This is a genomic window from Burkholderia sp. MBR-1 (assembly GCF_013822785.1).
Classification (GTDB): Bacteria; Pseudomonadota; Gammaproteobacteria; order Burkholderiales; family Burkholderiaceae; genus Burkholderia; species Burkholderia vietnamiensis.
Genome location: NZ_CP053611.1, coordinates 813,643 through 831,812 on the forward strand (window position 1 = coordinate 813,643; position 18,170 = coordinate 831,812).

The window sequence follows — 18,170 nt, forward strand, 5'->3', positions numbered from 1 at the left end:
CATGCCGCGGTTCGCCGGCGGCGCGCGTGATCGCGTCGTGCCGCGGTGCTCGGGGTGAGTTGCGGTCGAATTCGGCTTCGGTTCGTGCGCGGATCGTCTGCGCGGCCGCGATGCGTGATGTGGGGCGCAGGTGGCGAGCCGTTGGGATATAGCTGAGCTGACACACGTATCCCCCGCCGCTGTCAGCGCTGCGACGGCTCCACTCAGCGCTCGGGAATCTCGATCGCATGCGTCGCTCCGGACATCGATCTGGATGGTTGCTTTTTCAACAGCATGATGCTGAGCCCGACACCGACCAGGGTCAGTAGCGCATTCCCGGTCATCAGCTTGCCGAGCGCCGAGTAGTAGGCAGCATGCGCAATCTGCGTCGCCGCCGCGAACGTCGGCGCATCGTTCTGCAATCCCGATTCGGCAATATTGCGGCTGCCGTTCGCGGCCATGAACAGTGCAGCGCGTGCCGGTTCGGCGAGCGGCAGTGCCGCATGCGCGAGACGGGCGACCACCTCCGCGTGGCTCACGCGATCCAGCACGAGCCCCGCGACGCTCACGCCGAACATCGAGCCCACCATCACGAGCGTAAAGAACAAGCCGATCGCCGTACCGGCATCTTTCGCAGGCACCTGGGTGGTGACGCCGTTGATGGTCGCGGTCGTCAGCATGCCGTTGGACACACCGAAGCAGAACAACCCGACGACGAAGATCGCACTCGACGTAGCGGGCCCGAGCACGCAGAACGCCGCGCAACTGACGAACAGCAGCGACATCGATACGAGCGTAGGAATGCGGAAGCCAACGCGATCGATTACTTTGCCGGCCAGCGGCGCGATGAACGCGACCGCGATCGTCATGCACAGCAGCCACATGCCGGATTTCAGCTTCGAGTAGTCGAGTACGTTCTGCATGAACAGCGGCAGCACGAACAGAAAGCTGGCCATCGTGTAATTGAAGATCATCCGGATCAGGATGACCGTGAGATAGCCGCGGCTCGTCAACAACGTCACGTTGATCAGCGGAGCCGGCTTGCGCAGGCTGCGTCGCACGAATATCGCCGCCGACAGCAGCCCGGCCACGGCGATCGCGGCGAGTGTGGCGGTCGCGGCCGTGCTCAGCATGTTCGACACATAGATCAGGCAACCGAGGGCGAACAGGTAGAACGGCACGCCCGCGACGTCTAGCGCCAGCGGGCGACGCGCTCCGGCTGCGTCGTCGGACACGAAAATCCAGGTCAGTACGATCGAAAGCAAGCCGAGCGGGACGTTCAGCAGGAAGATCCAGCGCCACCCGAGATATTGCAGGATGAAGCCACCGGTCGGCGGTCCGAGCGCCATGCCGACCCCGGTGATGGTGACCGCGACGCCAGTCGCGAAGCCCTTCTGGTCCGGCGGAAACGCATTCGCGATGAGCACGAGCGCAAGACCCAGCGTGGCGGCGAAACCCGCGCCCTGGACGAACCGCGCGACGATGATCTCCGTGACCGTGCTCGACCACGCGCCTATATACAGCGACGACACCATGAAAAGCACCGCGCCGAACATGAACACGCGCTTTCGGCCCACGCTGTCGGCCATCTTGCCGAACAGGCAGAAGAACGCCGCAGCCGCGGTCAGATAGCTGACGATGATGAGCTGAATCTGCTGCATCGACGCACCGAACTCCGTCGAGAACGCCGGCAAGGCCAGATTCACGATCGTCATGTCGAGATTGGCGAGCAGCAGGCAGATGCCGATCGAAAATAGAACGATCCATTTCTTCATTGAATTGCCTCGTTATGGCTGCGCTGATCGCTCACTGGAACATGTGCATCTGTCGTCGCGATGAACCAGGGACGTGCCGAGCGACGCCGCTCGGCACGGCCGCCGGCCACGCCGTCATGCGAGTTGCCGCTCCAGCGTCTGCAGATCGAAATAGTCCTTGAAGAGCGTCAACTTGCCGTTTGCGTCGAACTCCAGAATCACCACCATCGGCAACCGAATCTCCTTGCCGCCCAGCACGATATGGCTCGTGCGCTCGACGATCGCGGTGCTGCCCTGTGCGATCAAGCGCTGCTGCTCCCAGCGATAGGTGCTTGCCTTGCCGAAGAAGTCGGTGATCTTCTCGACGACGGCATGCCTGCCGACATGCGCGCCGAGCGGTACGTCCTCGAGGCGCACGTCGTCGGCGAGCAGCGCCGACATCGACTCGATATCGCGCGCCTCGAACGCGCGGACGACTTGCTCGGCGAGGGTTTTCGTATCGTGACTCATGGGTTTTCACCTGTTCGTTGGGTTGGTGGAACGACGATCGACCCGGTGTTCGGGGCGAGCCGGCCTGATGCGCCGTTGCTGGACGGGCCGTGCGGCATTCGGGGCGCGTCTTCGACGGATAGACGACGGCCGAGCGATTCCTACGACAAGATGGATTCGTCGTCGCGGTCGCGATGGAGCTCTTGCGTGACCGCATTGCACACATCGCCGTGCGGCCTCACGACGGCGTTGCCGTTTTCGTTTTCCGCGTAGTGGTCTTCTCACGCTGCGATGCCGATCGAGGTCTCATCTTATCGACGGCCGCGGCCCGATCAAGTGTGAAAATTCACAGTCGCCGGCGCGTGAAAATTTCCAGGAAAACTGCTAGTGAGCGCGTCATGCGCCGAACCACGCCGGTGCGCGTGTCGCTGCCGGCGCATCGCGACGGCATGGCAACCGACCGGTGCCGGACCAAGCCAATCAGGGCGCGGGCCTCCCGCCGATCGCCGCCGCCAGCGCCGCGTGCGATACGACCTCCGCCATCGAGCAGCCTCAAGACGGCGTCGCACGCACGTTGCTATGCTCGCACCGCCCGACGCGGACGCGCCGGCAGTCCACCGACGGCTGCCGTCGCGCAGGAATCGGCGTTTGCTGCCGGTGCCAAGCCGGGACTAATCGCGAACCGGAATCAGCCCGAGCATCGCCGCCTTGACCGTTGCGTGAGTCTTGTTGGTGGCGTCGAGCTTGTCCATCGCATTCTGGATATGGAAACCGACGTTGCGTTCGGTCAATTGAAGAATCGCCGCGACTTCGGCGGCCGTCTTGCCCTCCGCCGTCCAGTGCAGCACTTCCTTCTCGCGGAGCGACAACCGCATTGCGCCGCTCGGCATCACGTCCGAAACGATCAGGTTGCTCATCGTCGCGTGCACGAACTGGCAAAGCCAGATCATCTCCGGCTCCGTGCGCCGCAACTCTTCCGGCGAGATGGGCGGCCCGCCGCGCACGAGGCTGAAGGTGCCCATCGCGCCGCGATGATCGCGGAGCGTCTGCGACCAGCCGTGGCGCAGGCCGAAGTCCGCTGCGTCGCGCCAGAACGCGTCATGGCCGGCCAGCGGCCCCGGCCAGGGCATTGGCCGGGTGCAGGCTTGTCCGTAATGGAGAACCGGATCGGCATGCTGATACCGCTTTTGCGCGTAATGGGCGCGCCATGCTTGCGGAAAATTGTTCCATTCCATGCTGGCGGGCCGCGTAATCGGTATCGTGACCCGCAGCACATATGCGTGGTATTCGAACCCCAGCGCGCGAACGGCCGGCGCGAGACCATCGAATGCGTCGGATGCGGTTTCCGCCTGCTCCATGCTCGCCAGCAGCGATTCTCGCCATTGACTCATCTACGGCCCCTTTGATCGCTCGGTTATTCAATATAGTGTTCCCGACCCGTGAATCGCGCCGGTCACCATATCCGAACTCCGGAACCGAATCAATTCGGCCGCGTTTCCCAAAATGGCGAACGCTACGTGGCCGCGCGGCCGGCCGCGACACCGGCGGCCCGGAACTGCCGAATGTCCTGCGGTCGCACACCCCCGAGCAGGAGCCGCCGGTAACGCTGCCATTGCCGCTCCCATCCCGATCGCGACGGACCTCCCTTCCCTGCCGCCCAGTCATCCCCCCGCCCCCCGGCAACCCCCCCGTATACCTCCCCCCGACATTCCTCTATACTGCCCCCCAGTATCCGGAGCCCACGATCCCATGCCGCATTCCCCCGAAGAAAAAAAGCGCGTCCTGACCCGCGTGCGCCGCGTGCGCGGGCAACTGAACGCGCTCGAGCAAGCGCTGGAAGACGGCGCGGACTGTGGCCCGATACTCCAGCAACTGGCTGCGATTCGCGGCGCGATCAACGGCGTGATGGCCGGCGTGCTCGAAAGCCATTTGCGCGAGGAATTCACCCAGCTCGCGGACGCGACGCGCCCCGCTTCCGGGTCGATCGACGATATCGTGACGCTCGTCCGGTCGTATTTGCGCTGACCGATACGGGATCGTCGACGTGCCGATTCATTCGATGATTACTTAAAGGATTCCCATGAAATCACGTGCCGCAGTTGCATTCGAGGCGGGCAAGCCGCTGCAGATCGTCGAGCTCGACGTCGAGCCGCCCCGCAAGGGCGAGGTGCTCGTCAAGATCACGCACACCGGCGTATGCCACACCGATGCGTTCACGTTGTCCGGCGACGATCCGGAAGGCCTGTTCCCCGCCGTGCTGGGCCATGAGGGCGCCGGCATCGTGGTCGAAGTCGGCGAAGGCGTGACGAGCGTCAAGCCGGGCGACCACGTCATTCCGCTGTACACCGCCGAATGCGGCGAGTGCCTGTTCTGCAAGAGCGGCAAGACCAACCTGTGCGTGTCGGTGCGCGCGACGCAGGGCAAGGGCGTGATGCCGGACGGCACCACCCGCTTCAGCTACAACGGTCAGCCGGTCTATCACTACATGGGCTGCTCGACCTTCAGCGAATACACGGTCGTCGCCGAAGTGTCGCTCGCCAAGATCAGCCCCGACGCCAACCCTGAGCAGGTCTGCCTGCTCGGCTGCGGCGTCACGACCGGCCTCGGCGCGGTGAAGAACACCGCCAAGGTGCAGGAAGGCGACACCGTCGCCGTGTTCGGCCTCGGCGGCATCGGCCTCGCGGTGATCCAGGGCGCCAAGCTCGCGAAGGCCGGCCGCATCATCGCGGTCGACACGAACCCCGGCAAGTTCGACCTCGCGCGCGTGTTCGGCGCGACCGACTGCGTGAACCCGAGCGATTACGACAAGCCCATTCAGCAGGTGATCGTCGAGATGACCGGCTGGGGCGTCGACCACAGCTTCGAGTGCATCGGCAACGTCAACGTGATGCGCGCCGCGCTCGAATGCGCGCACCGCGGCTGGGGCCAGTCCGTCATCATCGGCGTCGCGGGCGCCGGCCAGGAAATCTCGACGCGTCCGTTCCAGCTCGTCACCGGCCGCCGCTGGCTCGGCACCGCGTTCGGCGGCGTCAAGGGCCGCTCCGAACTGCCGGGCATGGTCGAGGACGCAATGGCCGGCAAGATCCAGCTCGCGCCGTTCGTCACGCACACGAAGCCGCTCACCGGCATCAACGAAGCGTTCGACCTGATGCACGAAGGCAAGTCGATCCGCACCGTCGTGCATTTCTGATCCCCATCCGATCGGCCGGCCACGCAGCCGGTCGCGCCGCATGACGACGCCGGCAAACCGCGAGGTTTGGCCGGCGTCGTGCATTCTGCGGGTGCGTTACGATCGCGCCGGCCGCGGCCTGCTGCGCCGGGAATGCGGCGGCGCTTCACACATACGCGCGGTCCGGTCGCACGCCCGTCAATCCCTGCGACCATCCGCGCGCGGCGACATCAGGATCGGCGCGTAATGCACGGCATACGCGGCGAATGCCACGATCCAGCAAGCAGCGGACGCATCGAGCCACACGACGTAGCCCACCCCAGGCACGAGCGGCCCGAACACGCGGAGCACCGCCGCGACGATCACCAGCCAGTAACACAGCTGCTCCCACGGGCCGGCGGCGAGCATGCGCCCCGTGTGGCCGAGCGCGGTGCGCGTGATCATCGCGACGATCGCGCCGCCGATCGCCCCGACCGTCAACGCATGCACGGCGAGCGAGTGCGCGACCACGCCGGCGACCGACAACGCGAGCAGCACGAAGCCGATCGGAATCCACAGACACGACACGTGCAGAATCCACACGATCGGCCGCTTGCCGACGCGCCACGAGCGCCACCCGACGATGCGCCACGCATGCAGCACCGCAGTCGCGAGCGCGGCGGCGATCAGCAATGCGCCGGGTGCGCCGAGCGCATCAGCGAACAGCGTGAGCGCGACCGCCGGCCCCGCGAGCGTATCGACGAGCCGGAAGCGGCGCATCGTGAAGCCGGGGATCGCGTTCATCGTGAATATCGGCACGATGCGGCCCGTGATCACCGCGACGAAGAACACGACGAGCCCCGTCGCCGCGTAGGCGGCGCGCAGCGCGAGATCCGCGCGGCCGGTCGTCACGGCCACATGGAACAGCACGTTGAGCGCACCGAACAGCAGCAGCGCGACCGGCAGGAACACGTTGTGCCGGTTCTTCGCGGCCAGCAGCACGCGCAGCAGCACGGCGGCGGTCACGGGCAGGAACAGCGCATCGACGATCGCCGCGGGCACGGCCGGCCCCGACCAGACGAGCACGCGTCCGGCGAGCCAGAGCAGCCACAGGGCTCCGAGCGCGGGGCCGCGCAGCGTCTCGCGCGACGTCCACGCGCGCGTGGCGGTCAGCAGAAAGCCCACGACGATCGCGGCGACGAAGCCGAAGATCATCTCGTGCACATGCCACATGAGGCCGGTCATCGCGCCTGCGCGCCCCGCGGCCGGCACACCGTGCCAAGCCGCGAGCCACACCGCGACGGCGATGCTCGCGAACCCTGCGCCGGTCAGATAGAAAGGCCGCAGCCCGAGTTGCAGCAGCGGCGGCGTGGCGGGCGCGGATGGCGCCTGCATGGGCTCGCTGATTTTCATGTGCGCTCCGTCGATCGAGGATGACGTCGTTCATCCTAGACCTCCGACGCACGCGACGATGGGTGCCCCTACGCAGCGCGGTGGCATCGTCCGCGTTCGTGACCTGCGTCAAGCTCGCACTTCACGCATGTGCGAGACTTTCGCAACCGCGCGTGTGTTGTCATCGCCCCGTCAGCATCGCGCGCGTCGCATCCGCAGCGTGGCCGACGGCGATTCCCCGAACGCCCGCTTGTATTCGATCGCGAACCGCCCGAGGTGCGCGAAGCCCCATTTGAGCGCGATGTCCGTCACCGACGCGAGCCCCGGCGTCGCGTCGTCGAGCAATTCGTCGCGCACGCGCTGCAGCCGCAACTGGCGCAGATACGCCATCGGCGTGCTGCCGTGGCGGTTGCGAAACCCGGCGAACAGCGTGCTCGGGCTCACGCCCGCCAATTCGGCCAGGCGCTCGATCGTCAGCGGCTCGTCGAGATGCGCGCGGATGTACTCCTCGACGCGCCGCACGTAGAACGGCGCGAGCGGCGCCGGCGCCGGACGTGCGCCGTTGCGTATGCTGTTCGGATGGCCGTACAGCAGCAGGTTCAGCAGCGTCGACTCCAACTGCTCGAACGCGAGCGGATGGCGCAACGGATGCCCGTCGGTTGCGATCGCGTCGGCCAGCATCGGCAGCATCTGGGCGAGGCACGCGCCCTGCGGCGACGCGAGGCTGAACTCCGGCTCGAACTCCACCGGCGCGCGGCGCTCGTCGCCGAAATGGCGCCGCGCATGCCGCTCCATCACCTCGCGCTCGACGCGCAGGATCACCTGCGGGCACGCGTCGCCCCACTGCATCCGGACCGGCAGCGTCGGCGACAGCAGCGACGCGGTGTCGGGCGACGACACGAAGCGCGCCGCGCCGCACTCGATCTCGGCATCCCCGCGCAACGGTATCTGCAGCAGATAGAAGTGTTCGAGCGGCCCCGGCTCGATCGCCACCTGCCCGCCGTAGTCGAGCAGGTTCAGCGACAGGTTGCCCCAGCGCGCGTGATGCATGCAGCCGTGCAGCGCGTGCGCGGCGCCGGTCGGCGTGAGCCGATGCGGCTTGAACACGTCGGCCACGCGCGCGCGCACCTCGTCGACGTCGTTCGACTGCAGCAACAGCGTGTCGCGATTGAAACAGGCGGCCTCGCCCAGCCAGCCCGTTCCCGTAAATTGCCCCATCGAAGTTCTCCCGTCGTGCCCGATCGCACTTGCGCAGTGCACGTGTTCCCGATTCCTGGGAAGCCCGTCGCACGATCCGGATAGCACCCGGACTATCCGGACAGTCCGCGCCGTCGCGCGCGCAAGCCCCACGCCCATCACGCAAGAAGCGGACCGTTCGCGCATCGTAGAAAACTGCGCGGGTCTTCCGCATCCGCACATACCCGCAGTGCGCCGCGCACCGGCCGCGGCGCCGCATGGCGCGCCGCAGGTTTCCGGAATCCGCGGATACCGGCCGAAGAAAGCGGATAGAAGTGCCAATTTCGTCCACCAATACTGGGTCCATCCAAGCAACGCACCGAAGGGAGGGACGCATGAAAGGACGACACATCGAGGTTCCGTCGCCGCACGGCGGCGCGTTTCGCGCGTATCTGAGCACGCCGGCGGCCGGCAAGGGGCCCGGTATCGTGTTGTGCCACGAAATCTTCGGCGCGAACGCGACGATGCGCGACGTGGCCGACTATTACGCCGAAGAAGGCTATACGGTGCTCGTGCCCGATTTGTTCTGGCGTCAGGCGCCGGGCATCGAGCTCGGTTACACCGCGCCGGACTTCGAGCGCGCGATGGCGCTGTACCGCGACTACGACGAAAACGACGGCGTCGACGACGTCGCCGCCGCGCTGGCCGCGCTGACCGGCCGGCCGGAGTGCTCGGGCAAGGCCGGCGTGCTCGGCTTCTGCCTGGGCGGCAAGCTCGCCTATCTGGCCGCGTGCCGGCTGCCGGACGTGGCGGCCGCGGTCAGCTATTACGGCGTCGGGATCGAGCACGCGCTCGACGAGGCGGCCGGCGTGCGCGGCCGGCTCGTGCTGCAGATCGCCGCCCAGGACCGCTTCTGCCCGCCGGACGCGCAGGCGCGCATCGCCGCAGCGCTGAGCGGCCGCGATGGCGTCGAGGTGTACGTGTATCCCGGCGTCGACCATGCGTTCGCGCGCAGCGGCGGCGATCACTTCGACAAGGCGGCCGCCGTGATGGCGCATCAGCGCGCGATCGCCGCGTTCCGTGCGGCGCTCGGCCCGCACTACGATCTGTCCGCACTGTGGGAAGAACACCTGCGCCACGAATTCGACACGCGCAACGTCGACGCGACGATGGCCACGATGGTCGCGCAACCGTACGTGAACCATATCCCGACGCTGACCGGCGGCGTCGGTCACGACGAGCTCAAGCGCTTCTACACGCATCACTTCGTGCATGCGAACCCGCCCGACACGACGATCACGCCGATCTCGCGCACGATCGGCGCGAGCCAGATCGTCGACGAACTGCTGTTCTGCTTCACCCACACCACCGAGATCGACTGGATGCTGCCCGGCGTCGCGCCGACCGGTAAACGCGTCGAGATTCCGCTCGTCGCGATCGTCAAGTTCCGCGGCGACAAGCTCTATCACGAGCACATCTACTGGGACCAGGCCAGCGTGCTCGTGCAGATCGGCTTGCTGGACGCGGCCGGGCTGCCGGTCGCCGGCGTCGAGACGGCGCGCAAGCTGCTCGACGAAACGGTGCCGTCGAACCAGCTGATGCAGCGCTGGCGCGACAGCGCGTAAGCGCCCGAGCGACGGCCCGCAGCGCGAGCGCATCGCCTTCACTCAATCATTCCAGGAGACACCCCATGACAGCTCTGGCAGGCAAAGTCGCGATCGTCACCGGCGGCGCCACGCTGATCGGCGCGGCGGTCGCGCAGGATCTGGTGCGCGCCGGCGCGTGCGTCGCGATCGTCGACCTCGACGTGCAGAACGGCGCGCGCGTCGCCGACACGCTCGGCGAGCGCGCGATCTTCATCGCCACCGACATCACCGACGATCGTGCGATCGAGCACGCGGTGGCGGCCGTCGTCGAGCGCTTCGGCGCGATCGACCTGCTGATCAACCTCGCATGCAGCTACGTCGACGACGGCATCCGCGCGACGCGCCGCGACTGGCTCGCGGCGATGGACGTCAACGTCGTATCGGCGGCGATGCTGGTCAAGGCCGTGCATCCGCACCTGGTGCGGCGCGGCGGCGGCGCGATCGTCAACTTCAGCTCGATCTCGGCGCAATGCGCGCAGACGGGCCGCTGGCTCTACCCGACCTCGAAGGCCGCGATGCGCCAGCTCACCCGCAGCATGGCGATGGATCTCGCGGCGGACCGGATCCGCGTGAACTCGGTGTCGCCGGGCTGGACCTGGTCGCGCGTGATGGACGAGATGACGCACGGCGACCGCGCGAAGACGGACCGCGTGGCCGCGCCGTTTCATCTGCTCGGGCGCGTCGGCGACCCGTCGGAAGTCGCGCAGGTCGTCACGTTCCTGTGCAGCGACGCGGCGAGCTTCGTCACCGGCGCCGACTACGCGGTGGACGGCGGCTATTCCGCGATGGGCCCCGAGCAGGCCGTGCCGGCGATCCCGCAGCTCGCGCAATAGCGGCAAGCCGATTCGCCGCGCCGCATCACGACCCGATTGATTCGTCATACCAAGGATTTCATCATGAAGCGCATCGCCATCGTCGGTGCCGGCCAGTCCGGCCTTCAACTCGCTTTCACGCTGCTCGACCACGGCTATCACGTCACGCTCGCGACCAACCGCGACGCGCAGCAGATCCGCTCCGGCAAGGTGATGTCGAGCCAATGCATGTTCCACACCGCGCTGCAGCTGGAGCGCGATGCCGGCCTGAACCACTGGGAAGAAGCGTGCCCGTCCATCGAGGGGATCGGCGTCGCGGTGCCGCATCCCGACGGCGGCGGCCGCAAGGCGATCGACTGGTCGTCGCGCCTGACCCGCTACGCGCAGTCGGTCGACCAGCGCGTGAAGATGGCCGACTGGCTCGACGCAGTCCGCGACCGCGGCGCCGACGTGCGCATCTGCGACGTCGGCATAGCGGAGCTCGAAGCGCTCGCGAGCAGCCACGATCTCGTGCTGCTCGCGGCCGGCAAGGGCGAAATCGTCAACCTGCTGGGCCGCGACGACGCGCGCAGCGCGTTCGAGCGCCCGCAACGCGCGCTCGCGCTGACCTACGTGAAGGGCATGACGCCGAGCCAGCCGTATGCGCGCGTGCGCTTCAACCTGCTGCCCGACATCGGCGAATACTTCGTGTTTCCGGCGCTGACCACGACCGGCCCGTGCGAGATCATGGTGTTCGAGGGCATTCCGGGCGGCCCGCTCGACTGCTGGGCCGACGTGAAAACGCCCGAACAGCACCTCGACCGCAGCCTGTCGTTCCTGCAACGCTACGTGCCGTGGGAATTCGAGCGCTGCCGCGACGTCGAGCTGACCGATCCGAACGGCACGCTCGCCGGGCGCTTCACGCCGACCGTGCGCAAGCCGTTGTTGCGGCTGCCGTCGGGCCGCACCGTGTTCGGCATGGCCGACGCGGTGGTCGTGAACGACCCGATCACCGGGCAGGGCTCGAACAACGCGGCGAAATGCGCGAAGGTTTACGGCGACGCGATCCTCACGCGCGAGGCCGCGCCGTTCGACGAAGGCTGGATGCACGACACGTTCGAACGCTACTGGGCCTACGCGCAGCACGTCGTGCGTTGGACCAACTCGCTGCTCACGCCGCCGCCGCCGCACGTGCTCGAACTGCTCGGCGCGGCCGGCCAGTATCCGACGCTGGCCGCGACGCTCGTCGACGGCTTCGACGACCCGAGCCGCTTCGCGCCATGGTGGTTCGAGCCGGCCGCGTGCGCCGCGATGATCCGCGAACACGCGGCACGTTCGGAGCAAGCGCGATGAACGCCAGCGCTTCCTCCCCTCTCGCCGCCGTCGATCCGCTGCAACTGCGCGCCGCGTTCGGGCATTTTCCGACCGGCGTCACCGTGATCACCACGCGCGCCGCCGACGGCCGCAAGGTCGGGCTTACCGCCAATTCGTTCTCGTCGCTGTCGCTCGATCCGCCGCTGCTGCTGTGGAGCCTGCGCAAGGTGGCGCCGAGCCGGCCGGATTTCGTTGCGGCCACGCACTTCGCGATCAATATCCTCGCGCACGACCAGCTCGAGCTGTCGCGCCGCTTCGCGACGCCGCGCGCCGACAAGTTCGACGGCGTGCCGCACGACGACGCCGAAGCCGGCGGCGTGCCGTGCCTGCACGGATCGAGCGCGCGCTTCGTGTGCCGCAACGTCGGCCATTACGAAGGCGGCGACCACCTGTTGTTCATCGGCCGGATCGAAGCGTTCGACGCGTTCGGCAAGGCGCCGCTGGTCTTCCATGCCGGCGAATATCGCGCGCTCTGCGCGCACCCGGATCTCGCACGCGCCGTTTGACCGGCTCTACTCATAACGCAACAGGAGGTGGTGATGAAGAATTGCGGCTCTCGCCTGCTCGCGGTCGCGGGCATCGTGGTCGCCGGCCTGGCCGTCCACGCGCTGGCCCAGGCGGCCGACCTGCCGTCGGTCAACCTGGGGATGACGAGCTTCGTCGACGGGCTGCCGCCGGCCGGCTCCGGCTGGTACGGCACGCAGTACCTCGAGTACTACACGGCCGGCCGCGTCAACGACAACGCGGGCAACAAGGTCGGGCTGCCGAAGCAGGACATCGACCTGTTCGCGGGGCTGAGCCAGCTCGTCTACCAGGCGCCGCTGACGTTCGGCGGCATGCATCCGGGGCTCGACGTGATCCTGCCTTGGGTCGGCTCGGTCCATACCGACGACGGCATCGGCAACGTCGCGCTGAACGCGCGTGCGGGCTTCGGCGATCTGTTGATCGGCCCGTTCGTGCAGTTCGACCCGGTGATGGGCGCGCACGGACCGCGCTTCGCGCAGCGGGTGGAACTCCAGTTCATCGCGCCGACCGGCGCGTACGACCGCACGCGCGCGATCAATCCGGGCAGTCATTTCTGGTCGTTCGATCCGTACTGGGCCGCCACCTTCTGGATCACGCCGAAGTGGACCGTGTCGTGGCGGCTGCATTACTTGTGGAATGCAACCAATCACGCGCCGGCCGCCTCGCTCGGGCCGGACGTGACGTCGACGCAGGCCGGTCAGGCCGTGCATGCGAACTTCGCGACCGAGTACGAGGTGCGCCCCGGATTGCGGCTCGGGCTGAACGGCTACTGGCTGCGTCAGACCACCGACATGAAGGCGAACGGGCAGGACGTGTCGGGCACGCGGGAAGCGGTGTTCGCGATCGGGCCGGGCGCGATGTACAGTTTCTCGCCGCAGGACCACATCATGTTCAACGCCTACTTCGAGACCTATGCGCGCAACCGCCCGCAGGGCACGCGGATGGTGCTGCGGTACGTGCATCACTTTCAGTGACGGGTGACGGGTGACGGGTGACGGACGGCATCGGGCCGTGCAACGCGATCGCGGCTCGCACGCGCGCCGTGCGTTCCAATGGCCGTAGGGGGCCACCCGCGCGGGCGGTGGACTACGGCCTCGTCCAGGGTCGACCATGGGTCCGGGTTGCGTTGACGCCGCTATGATCGGCCTGTCTCGCGACGCCGCCCGGGGGACGACGAGCCTCCCATGAAGACGGTTGCCGTGCCGGCTCGCGATGCCACGCAGCCGGCACGCCGATCCACGGCGCGGCCGGCCGCGCCGCGCCGCTTACTGGCCGATGGTCGCGAAGCTCGGCAGCAGCACGCGGTACACATGAATCATCGCCGGCCCGAGCAGCACGCCCATCAGCGCGGGGAAGATGCAGAAGATCAGCGGGAACAGCAGCTTCAGCGCGATGCGCGCGGCGCGCTCCTCGGCGCGCATGCGCCGCCGCGTGCGCAGCATGTCCGACAGCACGCGCAGCGATTCGGCGACGCTCGTGCCGAACCGGTCGGCCTGGATCAGCATCGCGCAGAACGACTCGATGTCTTCCACGCCGGTGCGCAGCGCGAGGTTGCGCAATGCCGTGTCCTTGGTGAAGCCCGAGCGCATTTCGAGCAGCAGCAGGTCGAGTTCGCCCGAGACCACTTCGCTGCGAAAGCGCAGCTCCTCGCTGACCCGCATCAACGCCGCATCGAGCCCGAGCCCGGCCTCGACGCAAACCGTCAGCAGGTCGAGCGCGTCGGGGAAATCCTCGAAGATCGTCCGCTGACGCTTGGTGATGCGGCGCGACAGGACGAAGTTCGGCAAGTAGTAGCCGATCCCGGCCAGCGCGACGAGGATGAACGACAGCAGCATGCGCTGATCGGCGAGCCGCGTCGTGGCGAGCGCGAGCAGCGCGGCGCCCGGCAACGCCAGCGCCAGCACCGTCTTCGCGGTGAAGTAGAGCCCGGCCGCGCTCGGGTCGCGCCATCCGGCATTCATCAACCGCACCCGCAGCGGCGAGTTCTCCCAGCCGTCCTGCGGCACCGACAGCTTGGAGATCGGTTGCGACAGCTCGACGAGCCGCGCGATCCAGCGCGGGCCGGGCGCGCCGGCGTCGTCCGCTCCGGCGCCGGCCGCGCCGACCGCCACGCTCGCGCCGCTGGCCTGCTGAAGCCGGCGCTGCAGGTTGCGCGGCGCGAACAGCAGCATCGCGGCCAGCACGCCGCCCGCGACGAACAGGAACAAGCCGGCGAGCATCACGGTATGTACTACGCTCAGGTTTTGCATGACAGCCTCGAATCGGTTCGTGAAGCCTGAGACACGCGTCAGACGCGAATCCGGATGATCCGGCGGATCCACAGCAGGCCGAACGCCATCGACGTCAGCATTGCGCCGACCATCTTGACGCCCGCCGGGTCCTGCCAGAGCACCGACAGAAACTCGCGGTTCAGCACGGCCATCATCCCGGCGGTGCCGAACGGCAGCAGGCCGAGAATCCACGCCGACAGCCGGCCTTCCGCCGACAGCACGCGGACCTTGTCGAACAGCTTGAAGCGCTCGCGCACCAGCGCCGCGATGCTGTCGAGCAGCTCGGCGAGATTGCCGCCGGTCTCGCGCTGGATCAGCACCGCGATCACGAAGTAGCGCAGGTCGTTCGCCGGCACGCGCGTCGCGAGATTCACCAGCGCATCGTGCAGCGACACGCCGTAGTTGATCTCGTCGAAGGTGATGCGAAACTCGCCGCTCATCGGCTCCGGAAACTCCTCGCCGACCATCCCGAGCGCGCTCGTGAACGAGTGGCCCGAGCGCAGCGCGCGCGCGATCATGTCGCACACGTCCGGTAGTTGCCGCTCGAGCTTGAGCATGCGGCGGCGGCGATGCCGCGTCACGTACAGCGTCGGGATGCAGCCGGCGAACAGCGCGACCGGCAGCACCGCGACGAGCGGCAGCGGCGTGACGCTCAGCACCAGCGCGGTGGCCGCGCACAACGCGCCGCTCAGCACGACCAGCTTGGCGACCGTCCAGTCGAGGCCGGACTGCTGCAGCACCAGATCGAGCGACTGTACGCGCGGCACGCGCAGCAGCAGCCGGTCGAACGGCTTCGACTCGTCGAGCATGCGCTTCTTCAGGATCGACATCCGCTCCTGCTGCACGCTGCCGCCGGCCGACATCGCGCGCAAGCGCGATTCGATCCGGCGTGCGGCATTGCCGTGCCGCGCGTTCCACCATTGATAGACGCCCTCGATCGCGAGCACGACCGCGACGAAGGTGAGAATCACAAAACCGTAAAAGATCGAGTCCATGAGGCCTCCGGCCGTCGTCAGTTCGTCTCGTAGTGGCGCGTCGGGTCGTACAGCGCGTCCGGCAGGTTGATGCCGAACGACTGCAGCCGCTCCGCGAACTTGGGCCGCACGCCGGTCGCGCAGAAGTAGCCGCGCACCGACCCGTCGCCGTTCATGCCGGTCCGCTTGAACGTGAAGATTTCCTGCATGTTGATGATGTCGCCCTCCATCCCGGTCAGCTCCTGGATGCTGACGATCTTGCGCTTGCCGTCGGTGAGCCGCGACGCCTGCACGACCACCGTGATCGCCGATGCGATCTGCTGGCGCATCGTCTTCGGCGGCAGCGACAGCCCGGCGATGCTGATCATGTTCTCGAGCCGCGTGAGCGCGTCGCGCGGCGTGTTCGCGTGAATCGTCGCGAGCGAGCCTTCGTGGCCGGTGTTCATCGCGTTGAGCATGTCGAGCGCTTCCGCGCCGCGCACTTCGCCGAGGATGATGCGGTCCGGCCGCATCCGCAGCGCGTTGCGCACCAGCGTGCGCTGCGTGATCTCGCCCTTGCCCTCGATGTTCGGCGGCCGCGTCTCGAGCCGCAGCACGTGCGGCTGCTGCAGCTGCAGCTCGGCCGCGTCCTCGATCGTCACGATCCGTTCCGTGCGCGGAATGAAACCCGACAGGATGTTGAGCAGCGTCGTCTTGCCGCTGCCGGTGCCGCCCGACACGAGCACGTTCACCTTCGCCTTCGCGAGCGCCTCGAGCAGCTCGGCCATCGGCTCCGTGAGGCTCTGGAAGCGCAGGAGGTCGTCGATCTTCAACGGGTCGACCGCGAAGCGCCGGATCGACAGCAGCGGCCCGTCGATCGCCGACGGCGGAATGATCGCGTTCACGCGCGAGCCGTCCGGCAGCCGCGCGTCGACCATCGGGCTCGATTCGTCGATGCGGCGCCCGACCCGCGACACGATCTTCTCGATCACCTTCATCAGGTGCGCGTCGTCGTAGAACGTCACGTCGGTCAGCTCCAGACGGCCGCCGCGCTCGACGTAGACCTGCCGGTACGTGTTCACGAGGATGTCGGACACGCCGGGGTCGCGCAGCAGCGCCTCGAGCGGGCCGAAGCCGAACATCTCGTCGTACACGTCGATCGCGAGCTGGCGGCGCTCGATGTCGTTCGCCGGCATGCGCCCCTCGTCGAGGATGCGCGAGATCAGCGCCGATATCTCGTGGCGGACCTGCTCCTGCGGCAGCCGCGACAGCCGCTCCAGCTCGACGCGCTCGAGCACCGCCAGATGAATCTCGCGGCGCAGCTTCTGATACGCGTCGCGTACCGACGGATGGCCCGATCCGGCCCACTCCGCGCCCGTTGCCGGCGCCTGGGTCCGATACAACGACATCTGTTCGCGCAATGACATGATGGTTTCCCCGAAAGATTCACATGGACTTGAGCTTCGGCGTGGCCTTGCGGCCGAACAGCCGGGACATCAACGGTTCGCTGCTGGCCGCGTCGGGCTGGGTGCGCACGTCGCCTTCGACGATCTGCTTCGCGCACGCGTGCACCGCGCGCGCGACGCCGGCGGTGCGCGCCAGGCGCGACACCGGATAACCCTGGTCGATCGCTTCGCGCACGGTGTCGGCGTCATCCGGAATCGTGGTGCTCGCGTGCAGCCCGAGCACTTCCTCGAGCGCGGTGCGGGTGCGCTCGCCCGCGCGCGTCATCCGGTTCACCACGAGCCGCAGCTGGTCGCTCGAGTAGCCGAGCGACACGAGGATTTCCAGCATCCGGCGCCCCGCGCGCACATGCGGCATCGCGGGCTGCAGCACGAGCTGGATCTGGTCGCTGCGGTCCAGCGCGACCATCGACAGCGCGCTGATGCTCACGCCGATGTCGAAGATCACGAAGTCGTAGCGCGGCGCCGCCACGCCGAGAATCCACTCGAGCGCGTCCTCGCGCATCTCCGCGGCCTTGACCGGGTCGCCCGCGCCCGCGAGCACGTGGAAGGTCGGCGTCACGTGCGCGAGGCTCGCATCGAGGAAGGCGCCGTCGATCCGTTCGATCTGCGCGCACAGCTGCGGCAGCGTCGACGGCGGCGTCTCGTCGCTGACGAGGAACGCGGCGTCGGCATACTGCTGGTTCAGGTCGATCAGCAACACGCGCCGCTTGAACTGCTCGCTGATCTCGTAGGCGACGTTGCTCGCGACGAAGCTCGTGCCCGCGCCGCCCTTGCACGACGTGAAAGAGATGATCCGCGTATCGTCGCCGTCGCGCCGCGTGCTCTGCGCGGCCGCGCGTTCGAGCGCACGGGCGAGCGCGGCCGTGTCGATCGGCCACTGCAGCACGTCGCGCGCGCCAGCGCGCATGGCGTCCAGCAGCATCTGCGGCGATGCGTCGGCGCTCACCAGGATGCCGGTCAGGCCCGGATGTTGCCGGCAGATGCGTTCGAGCGCCGCCAGCTCAGCCGCATCGATCTGCCCGCTGTCGATCAGCAGGATGTCGAACGAGTCGAGCCCGTCGGTGCGATGCTCGATTTGCGACGGACGGCCGGCCGCGCGCGTCACGCGGTAGCGGCCGGCGTCGCTGACGAGACGCGCGATCCGCATGAGCCGGGCCGTGTCGTCGGAAGCTACGAGGATATTGATCATGACTGTGCCTCGTCGTGC

General features: G+C 67.7%; 16 protein-coding genes. 7 read left to right on the forward strand and 9 right to left on the reverse strand.

Translation table 11 applies throughout. From position 1 onward, the window contains the following. Nucleotides 1-203 precede the first annotated feature (203 nt). The 3 genes from MBR110_RS28075 to MBR110_RS28085 form a co-directional block, all read right to left on the reverse strand. Nucleotides 204-1,754, reverse strand: coding sequence for an MFS transporter (locus MBR110_RS28075; protein ID WP_059463224.1), 1,551 nt, complete (start codon nt 1,752-1,754; stop codon nt 204-206). A gap of 114 nt (nt 1,755-1,868) precedes the next feature. Then, nucleotides 1,869-2,243 (reverse strand): nuclear transport factor 2 family protein, encoded by a 375-nt coding sequence (locus tag MBR110_RS28080; protein ID WP_011880510.1) that lies wholly within the window; start codon nt 2,241-2,243, stop codon nt 1,869-1,871. Between the two features lie 650 nt (nt 2,244-2,893). Further along, a complete protein-coding gene (locus MBR110_RS28085; protein ID WP_011880511.1) occupies nt 2,894-3,613 on the reverse strand; it encodes an autoinducer binding domain-containing protein in 720 nt (239 codons plus the stop codon). Between the two features lie 358 nt (nt 3,614-3,971). On the opposite strand from MBR110_RS28085, the gene frmR reads away from it, so the two are divergent. Both frmR and MBR110_RS28095 read left to right on the forward strand, forming a co-directional pair. Next, nucleotides 3,972-4,247 carry a formaldehyde-responsive transcriptional repressor FrmR gene (gene frmR / locus MBR110_RS28090; RefSeq protein ID WP_011880512.1) on the forward strand — a complete coding sequence of 92 codons (276 nt, stop codon included), beginning with the start codon at nt 3,972-3,974 and terminating at the stop codon, nt 4,245-4,247. Nucleotides 4,248-4,302: 55 nt separating this feature from the next. Next, nucleotides 4,303-5,412 carry an S-(hydroxymethyl)glutathione dehydrogenase/class III alcohol dehydrogenase gene (locus MBR110_RS28095; protein WP_014726164.1) on the forward strand — a complete coding sequence of 370 codons (1,110 nt, stop codon included), beginning with the start codon at nt 4,303-4,305 and terminating at the stop codon, nt 5,410-5,412. Nucleotides 5,413-5,589: 177 nt separating this feature from the next. Here MBR110_RS28095 and MBR110_RS28100 read toward each other — a convergent pair whose 3' ends face one another. Both MBR110_RS28100 and MBR110_RS28105 read right to left on the reverse strand, forming a co-directional pair. Then, complete coding sequence (locus MBR110_RS28100; RefSeq protein WP_181709567.1) at nt 5,590-6,783, reverse strand: NnrS family protein; 1,194 nt, start codon at nt 6,781-6,783, stop codon at nt 5,590-5,592. Between the two features lie 171 nt (nt 6,784-6,954). After that, nucleotides 6,955-7,980 (reverse strand): AraC family transcriptional regulator, encoded by a 1,026-nt coding sequence (locus MBR110_RS28105; protein ID WP_014726166.1) that lies wholly within the window; start codon nt 7,978-7,980, stop codon nt 6,955-6,957. 353 nt (nt 7,981-8,333) lie between these two features. On the opposite strand from MBR110_RS28105, the gene MBR110_RS28110 reads away from it, so the two are divergent. The 5 genes from MBR110_RS28110 to MBR110_RS28130 all read left to right on the forward strand — a co-directional run bounded on the left by MBR110_RS28110 (nt 8,334) and on the right by MBR110_RS28130 (nt 13,248). Beyond that, nucleotides 8,334-9,563 carry a dienelactone hydrolase family protein gene (locus MBR110_RS28110; RefSeq protein ID WP_181709568.1) on the forward strand — a complete coding sequence of 410 codons (1,230 nt, stop codon included), beginning with the start codon at nt 8,334-8,336 and terminating at the stop codon, nt 9,561-9,563. A gap of 65 nt (nt 9,564-9,628) precedes the next feature. After that, nucleotides 9,629-10,417 (forward strand): SDR family oxidoreductase, encoded by a 789-nt coding sequence (locus MBR110_RS28115; protein ID WP_046425708.1) that lies wholly within the window; start codon nt 9,629-9,631, stop codon nt 10,415-10,417. 63 nt (nt 10,418-10,480) lie between these two features. After that, nucleotides 10,481-11,728: a styrene monooxygenase/indole monooxygenase family protein gene (locus MBR110_RS28120; protein WP_059548595.1), complete on the forward strand. Its 1,248-nt coding sequence runs from the start codon at nt 10,481-10,483 to the stop codon at nt 11,726-11,728. Continuing rightward, nucleotides 11,725-12,255, forward strand: coding sequence for a flavin reductase family protein (locus MBR110_RS28125; RefSeq protein WP_011880519.1), 531 nt, complete (start codon nt 11,725-11,727; stop codon nt 12,253-12,255). The genes MBR110_RS28120 and MBR110_RS28125 overlap by 4 nt, the downstream gene beginning before the upstream one ends. Before the next feature lie 33 nt (nt 12,256-12,288). Then, the gene (locus MBR110_RS28130; protein ID WP_059740324.1) at nt 12,289-13,248 is read left to right on the forward strand and encodes a SphA family protein; all 960 of its coding nucleotides are present in this window, start codon (nt 12,289-12,291) and stop codon (nt 13,246-13,248) included. Between the two features lie 291 nt (nt 13,249-13,539). On the opposite strand, the gene MBR110_RS28135 is transcribed toward MBR110_RS28130, so the two are convergent. The 4 genes from MBR110_RS28135 to MBR110_RS28150 are packed head-to-tail and all read right to left on the reverse strand — an operon-like array spanning nt 13,540 to nt 18,152. Further along, nucleotides 13,540-14,523 carry a type II secretion system F family protein gene (locus MBR110_RS28135; RefSeq protein ID WP_011880521.1) on the reverse strand — a complete coding sequence of 328 codons (984 nt, stop codon included), beginning with the start codon at nt 14,521-14,523 and terminating at the stop codon, nt 13,540-13,542. A gap of 38 nt (nt 14,524-14,561) precedes the next feature. Continuing rightward, complete coding sequence (locus MBR110_RS28140) at nt 14,562-15,539, reverse strand: type II secretion system F family protein (protein ID WP_011880522.1); 978 nt, start codon at nt 15,537-15,539, stop codon at nt 14,562-14,564. A 17-nt stretch (nt 15,540-15,556) separates the two neighbouring features. Further along, nucleotides 15,557-16,924, reverse strand: coding sequence for a CpaF family protein (locus MBR110_RS28145; RefSeq protein WP_175899504.1), 1,368 nt, complete (start codon nt 16,922-16,924; stop codon nt 15,557-15,559). Between the two features lie 19 nt (nt 16,925-16,943). Further along, nucleotides 16,944-18,152, reverse strand: a complete 1,209-nt coding sequence (locus MBR110_RS28150; protein ID WP_034193646.1) for an AAA family ATPase — start codon at nt 18,150-18,152, stop codon at nt 16,944-16,946. Nucleotides 18,153-18,170: the final 18 nt, after the last annotated feature.

Bases quoted from the DNA above. Each gene is read 5' to 3' on its own strand.
- MBR110_RS28110 (WP_181709568.1), top strand. From the start codon at position 8,334: ATGAAAGGACGACACATCGAGGTTCCGTCGCCGCACGGCGGCGCGTTT.
- MBR110_RS28085 (WP_011880511.1), bottom strand. From the start codon at position 3,613: ATGAGTCAATGGCGAGAATCGCTGCTGGCGAGCATGGAGCAGGCGGAA.
- MBR110_RS28135 (WP_011880521.1), bottom strand. From the start codon at position 14,523: ATGCAAAACCTGAGCGTAGTACATACCGTGATGCTCGCCGGCTTGTTC.
- MBR110_RS28075 (WP_059463224.1), bottom strand. From the start codon at position 1,754: ATGAAGAAATGGATCGTTCTATTTTCGATCGGCATCTGCCTGCTGCTC.
- MBR110_RS28105 (WP_014726166.1), bottom strand. From the start codon at position 7,980: ATGGGGCAATTTACGGGAACGGGCTGGCTGGGCGAGGCCGCCTGTTTC.
- MBR110_RS28100 (WP_181709567.1), bottom strand. From the start codon at position 6,783: ATGAAAATCAGCGAGCCCATGCAGGCGCCATCCGCGCCCGCCACGCCG.
- MBR110_RS28115 (WP_046425708.1), top strand. From the start codon at position 9,629: ATGACAGCTCTGGCAGGCAAAGTCGCGATCGTCACCGGCGGCGCCACG.
- MBR110_RS28125 (WP_011880519.1), top strand. From the start codon at position 11,725: ATGAACGCCAGCGCTTCCTCCCCTCTCGCCGCCGTCGATCCGCTGCAA.
- MBR110_RS28095 (WP_014726164.1), top strand. From the start codon at position 4,303: ATGAAATCACGTGCCGCAGTTGCATTCGAGGCGGGCAAGCCGCTGCAG.
- MBR110_RS28130 (WP_059740324.1), top strand. From the start codon at position 12,289: ATGAAGAATTGCGGCTCTCGCCTGCTCGCGGTCGCGGGCATCGTGGTC.
- frmR (WP_011880512.1), top strand. From the start codon at position 3,972: ATGCCGCATTCCCCCGAAGAAAAAAAGCGCGTCCTGACCCGCGTGCGC.
- MBR110_RS28145 (WP_175899504.1), bottom strand. From the start codon at position 16,924: ATGTCATTGCGCGAACAGATGTCGTTGTATCGGACCCAGGCGCCGGCA.
- MBR110_RS28080 (WP_011880510.1), bottom strand. From the start codon at position 2,243: ATGAGTCACGATACGAAAACCCTCGCCGAGCAAGTCGTCCGCGCGTTC.
- MBR110_RS28140 (WP_011880522.1), bottom strand. From the start codon at position 15,539: ATGGACTCGATCTTTTACGGTTTTGTGATTCTCACCTTCGTCGCGGTC.
- MBR110_RS28150 (WP_034193646.1), bottom strand. From the start codon at position 18,152: ATGATCAATATCCTCGTAGCTTCCGACGACACGGCCCGGCTCATGCGG.
- MBR110_RS28120 (WP_059548595.1), top strand. From the start codon at position 10,481: ATGAAGCGCATCGCCATCGTCGGTGCCGGCCAGTCCGGCCTTCAACTC.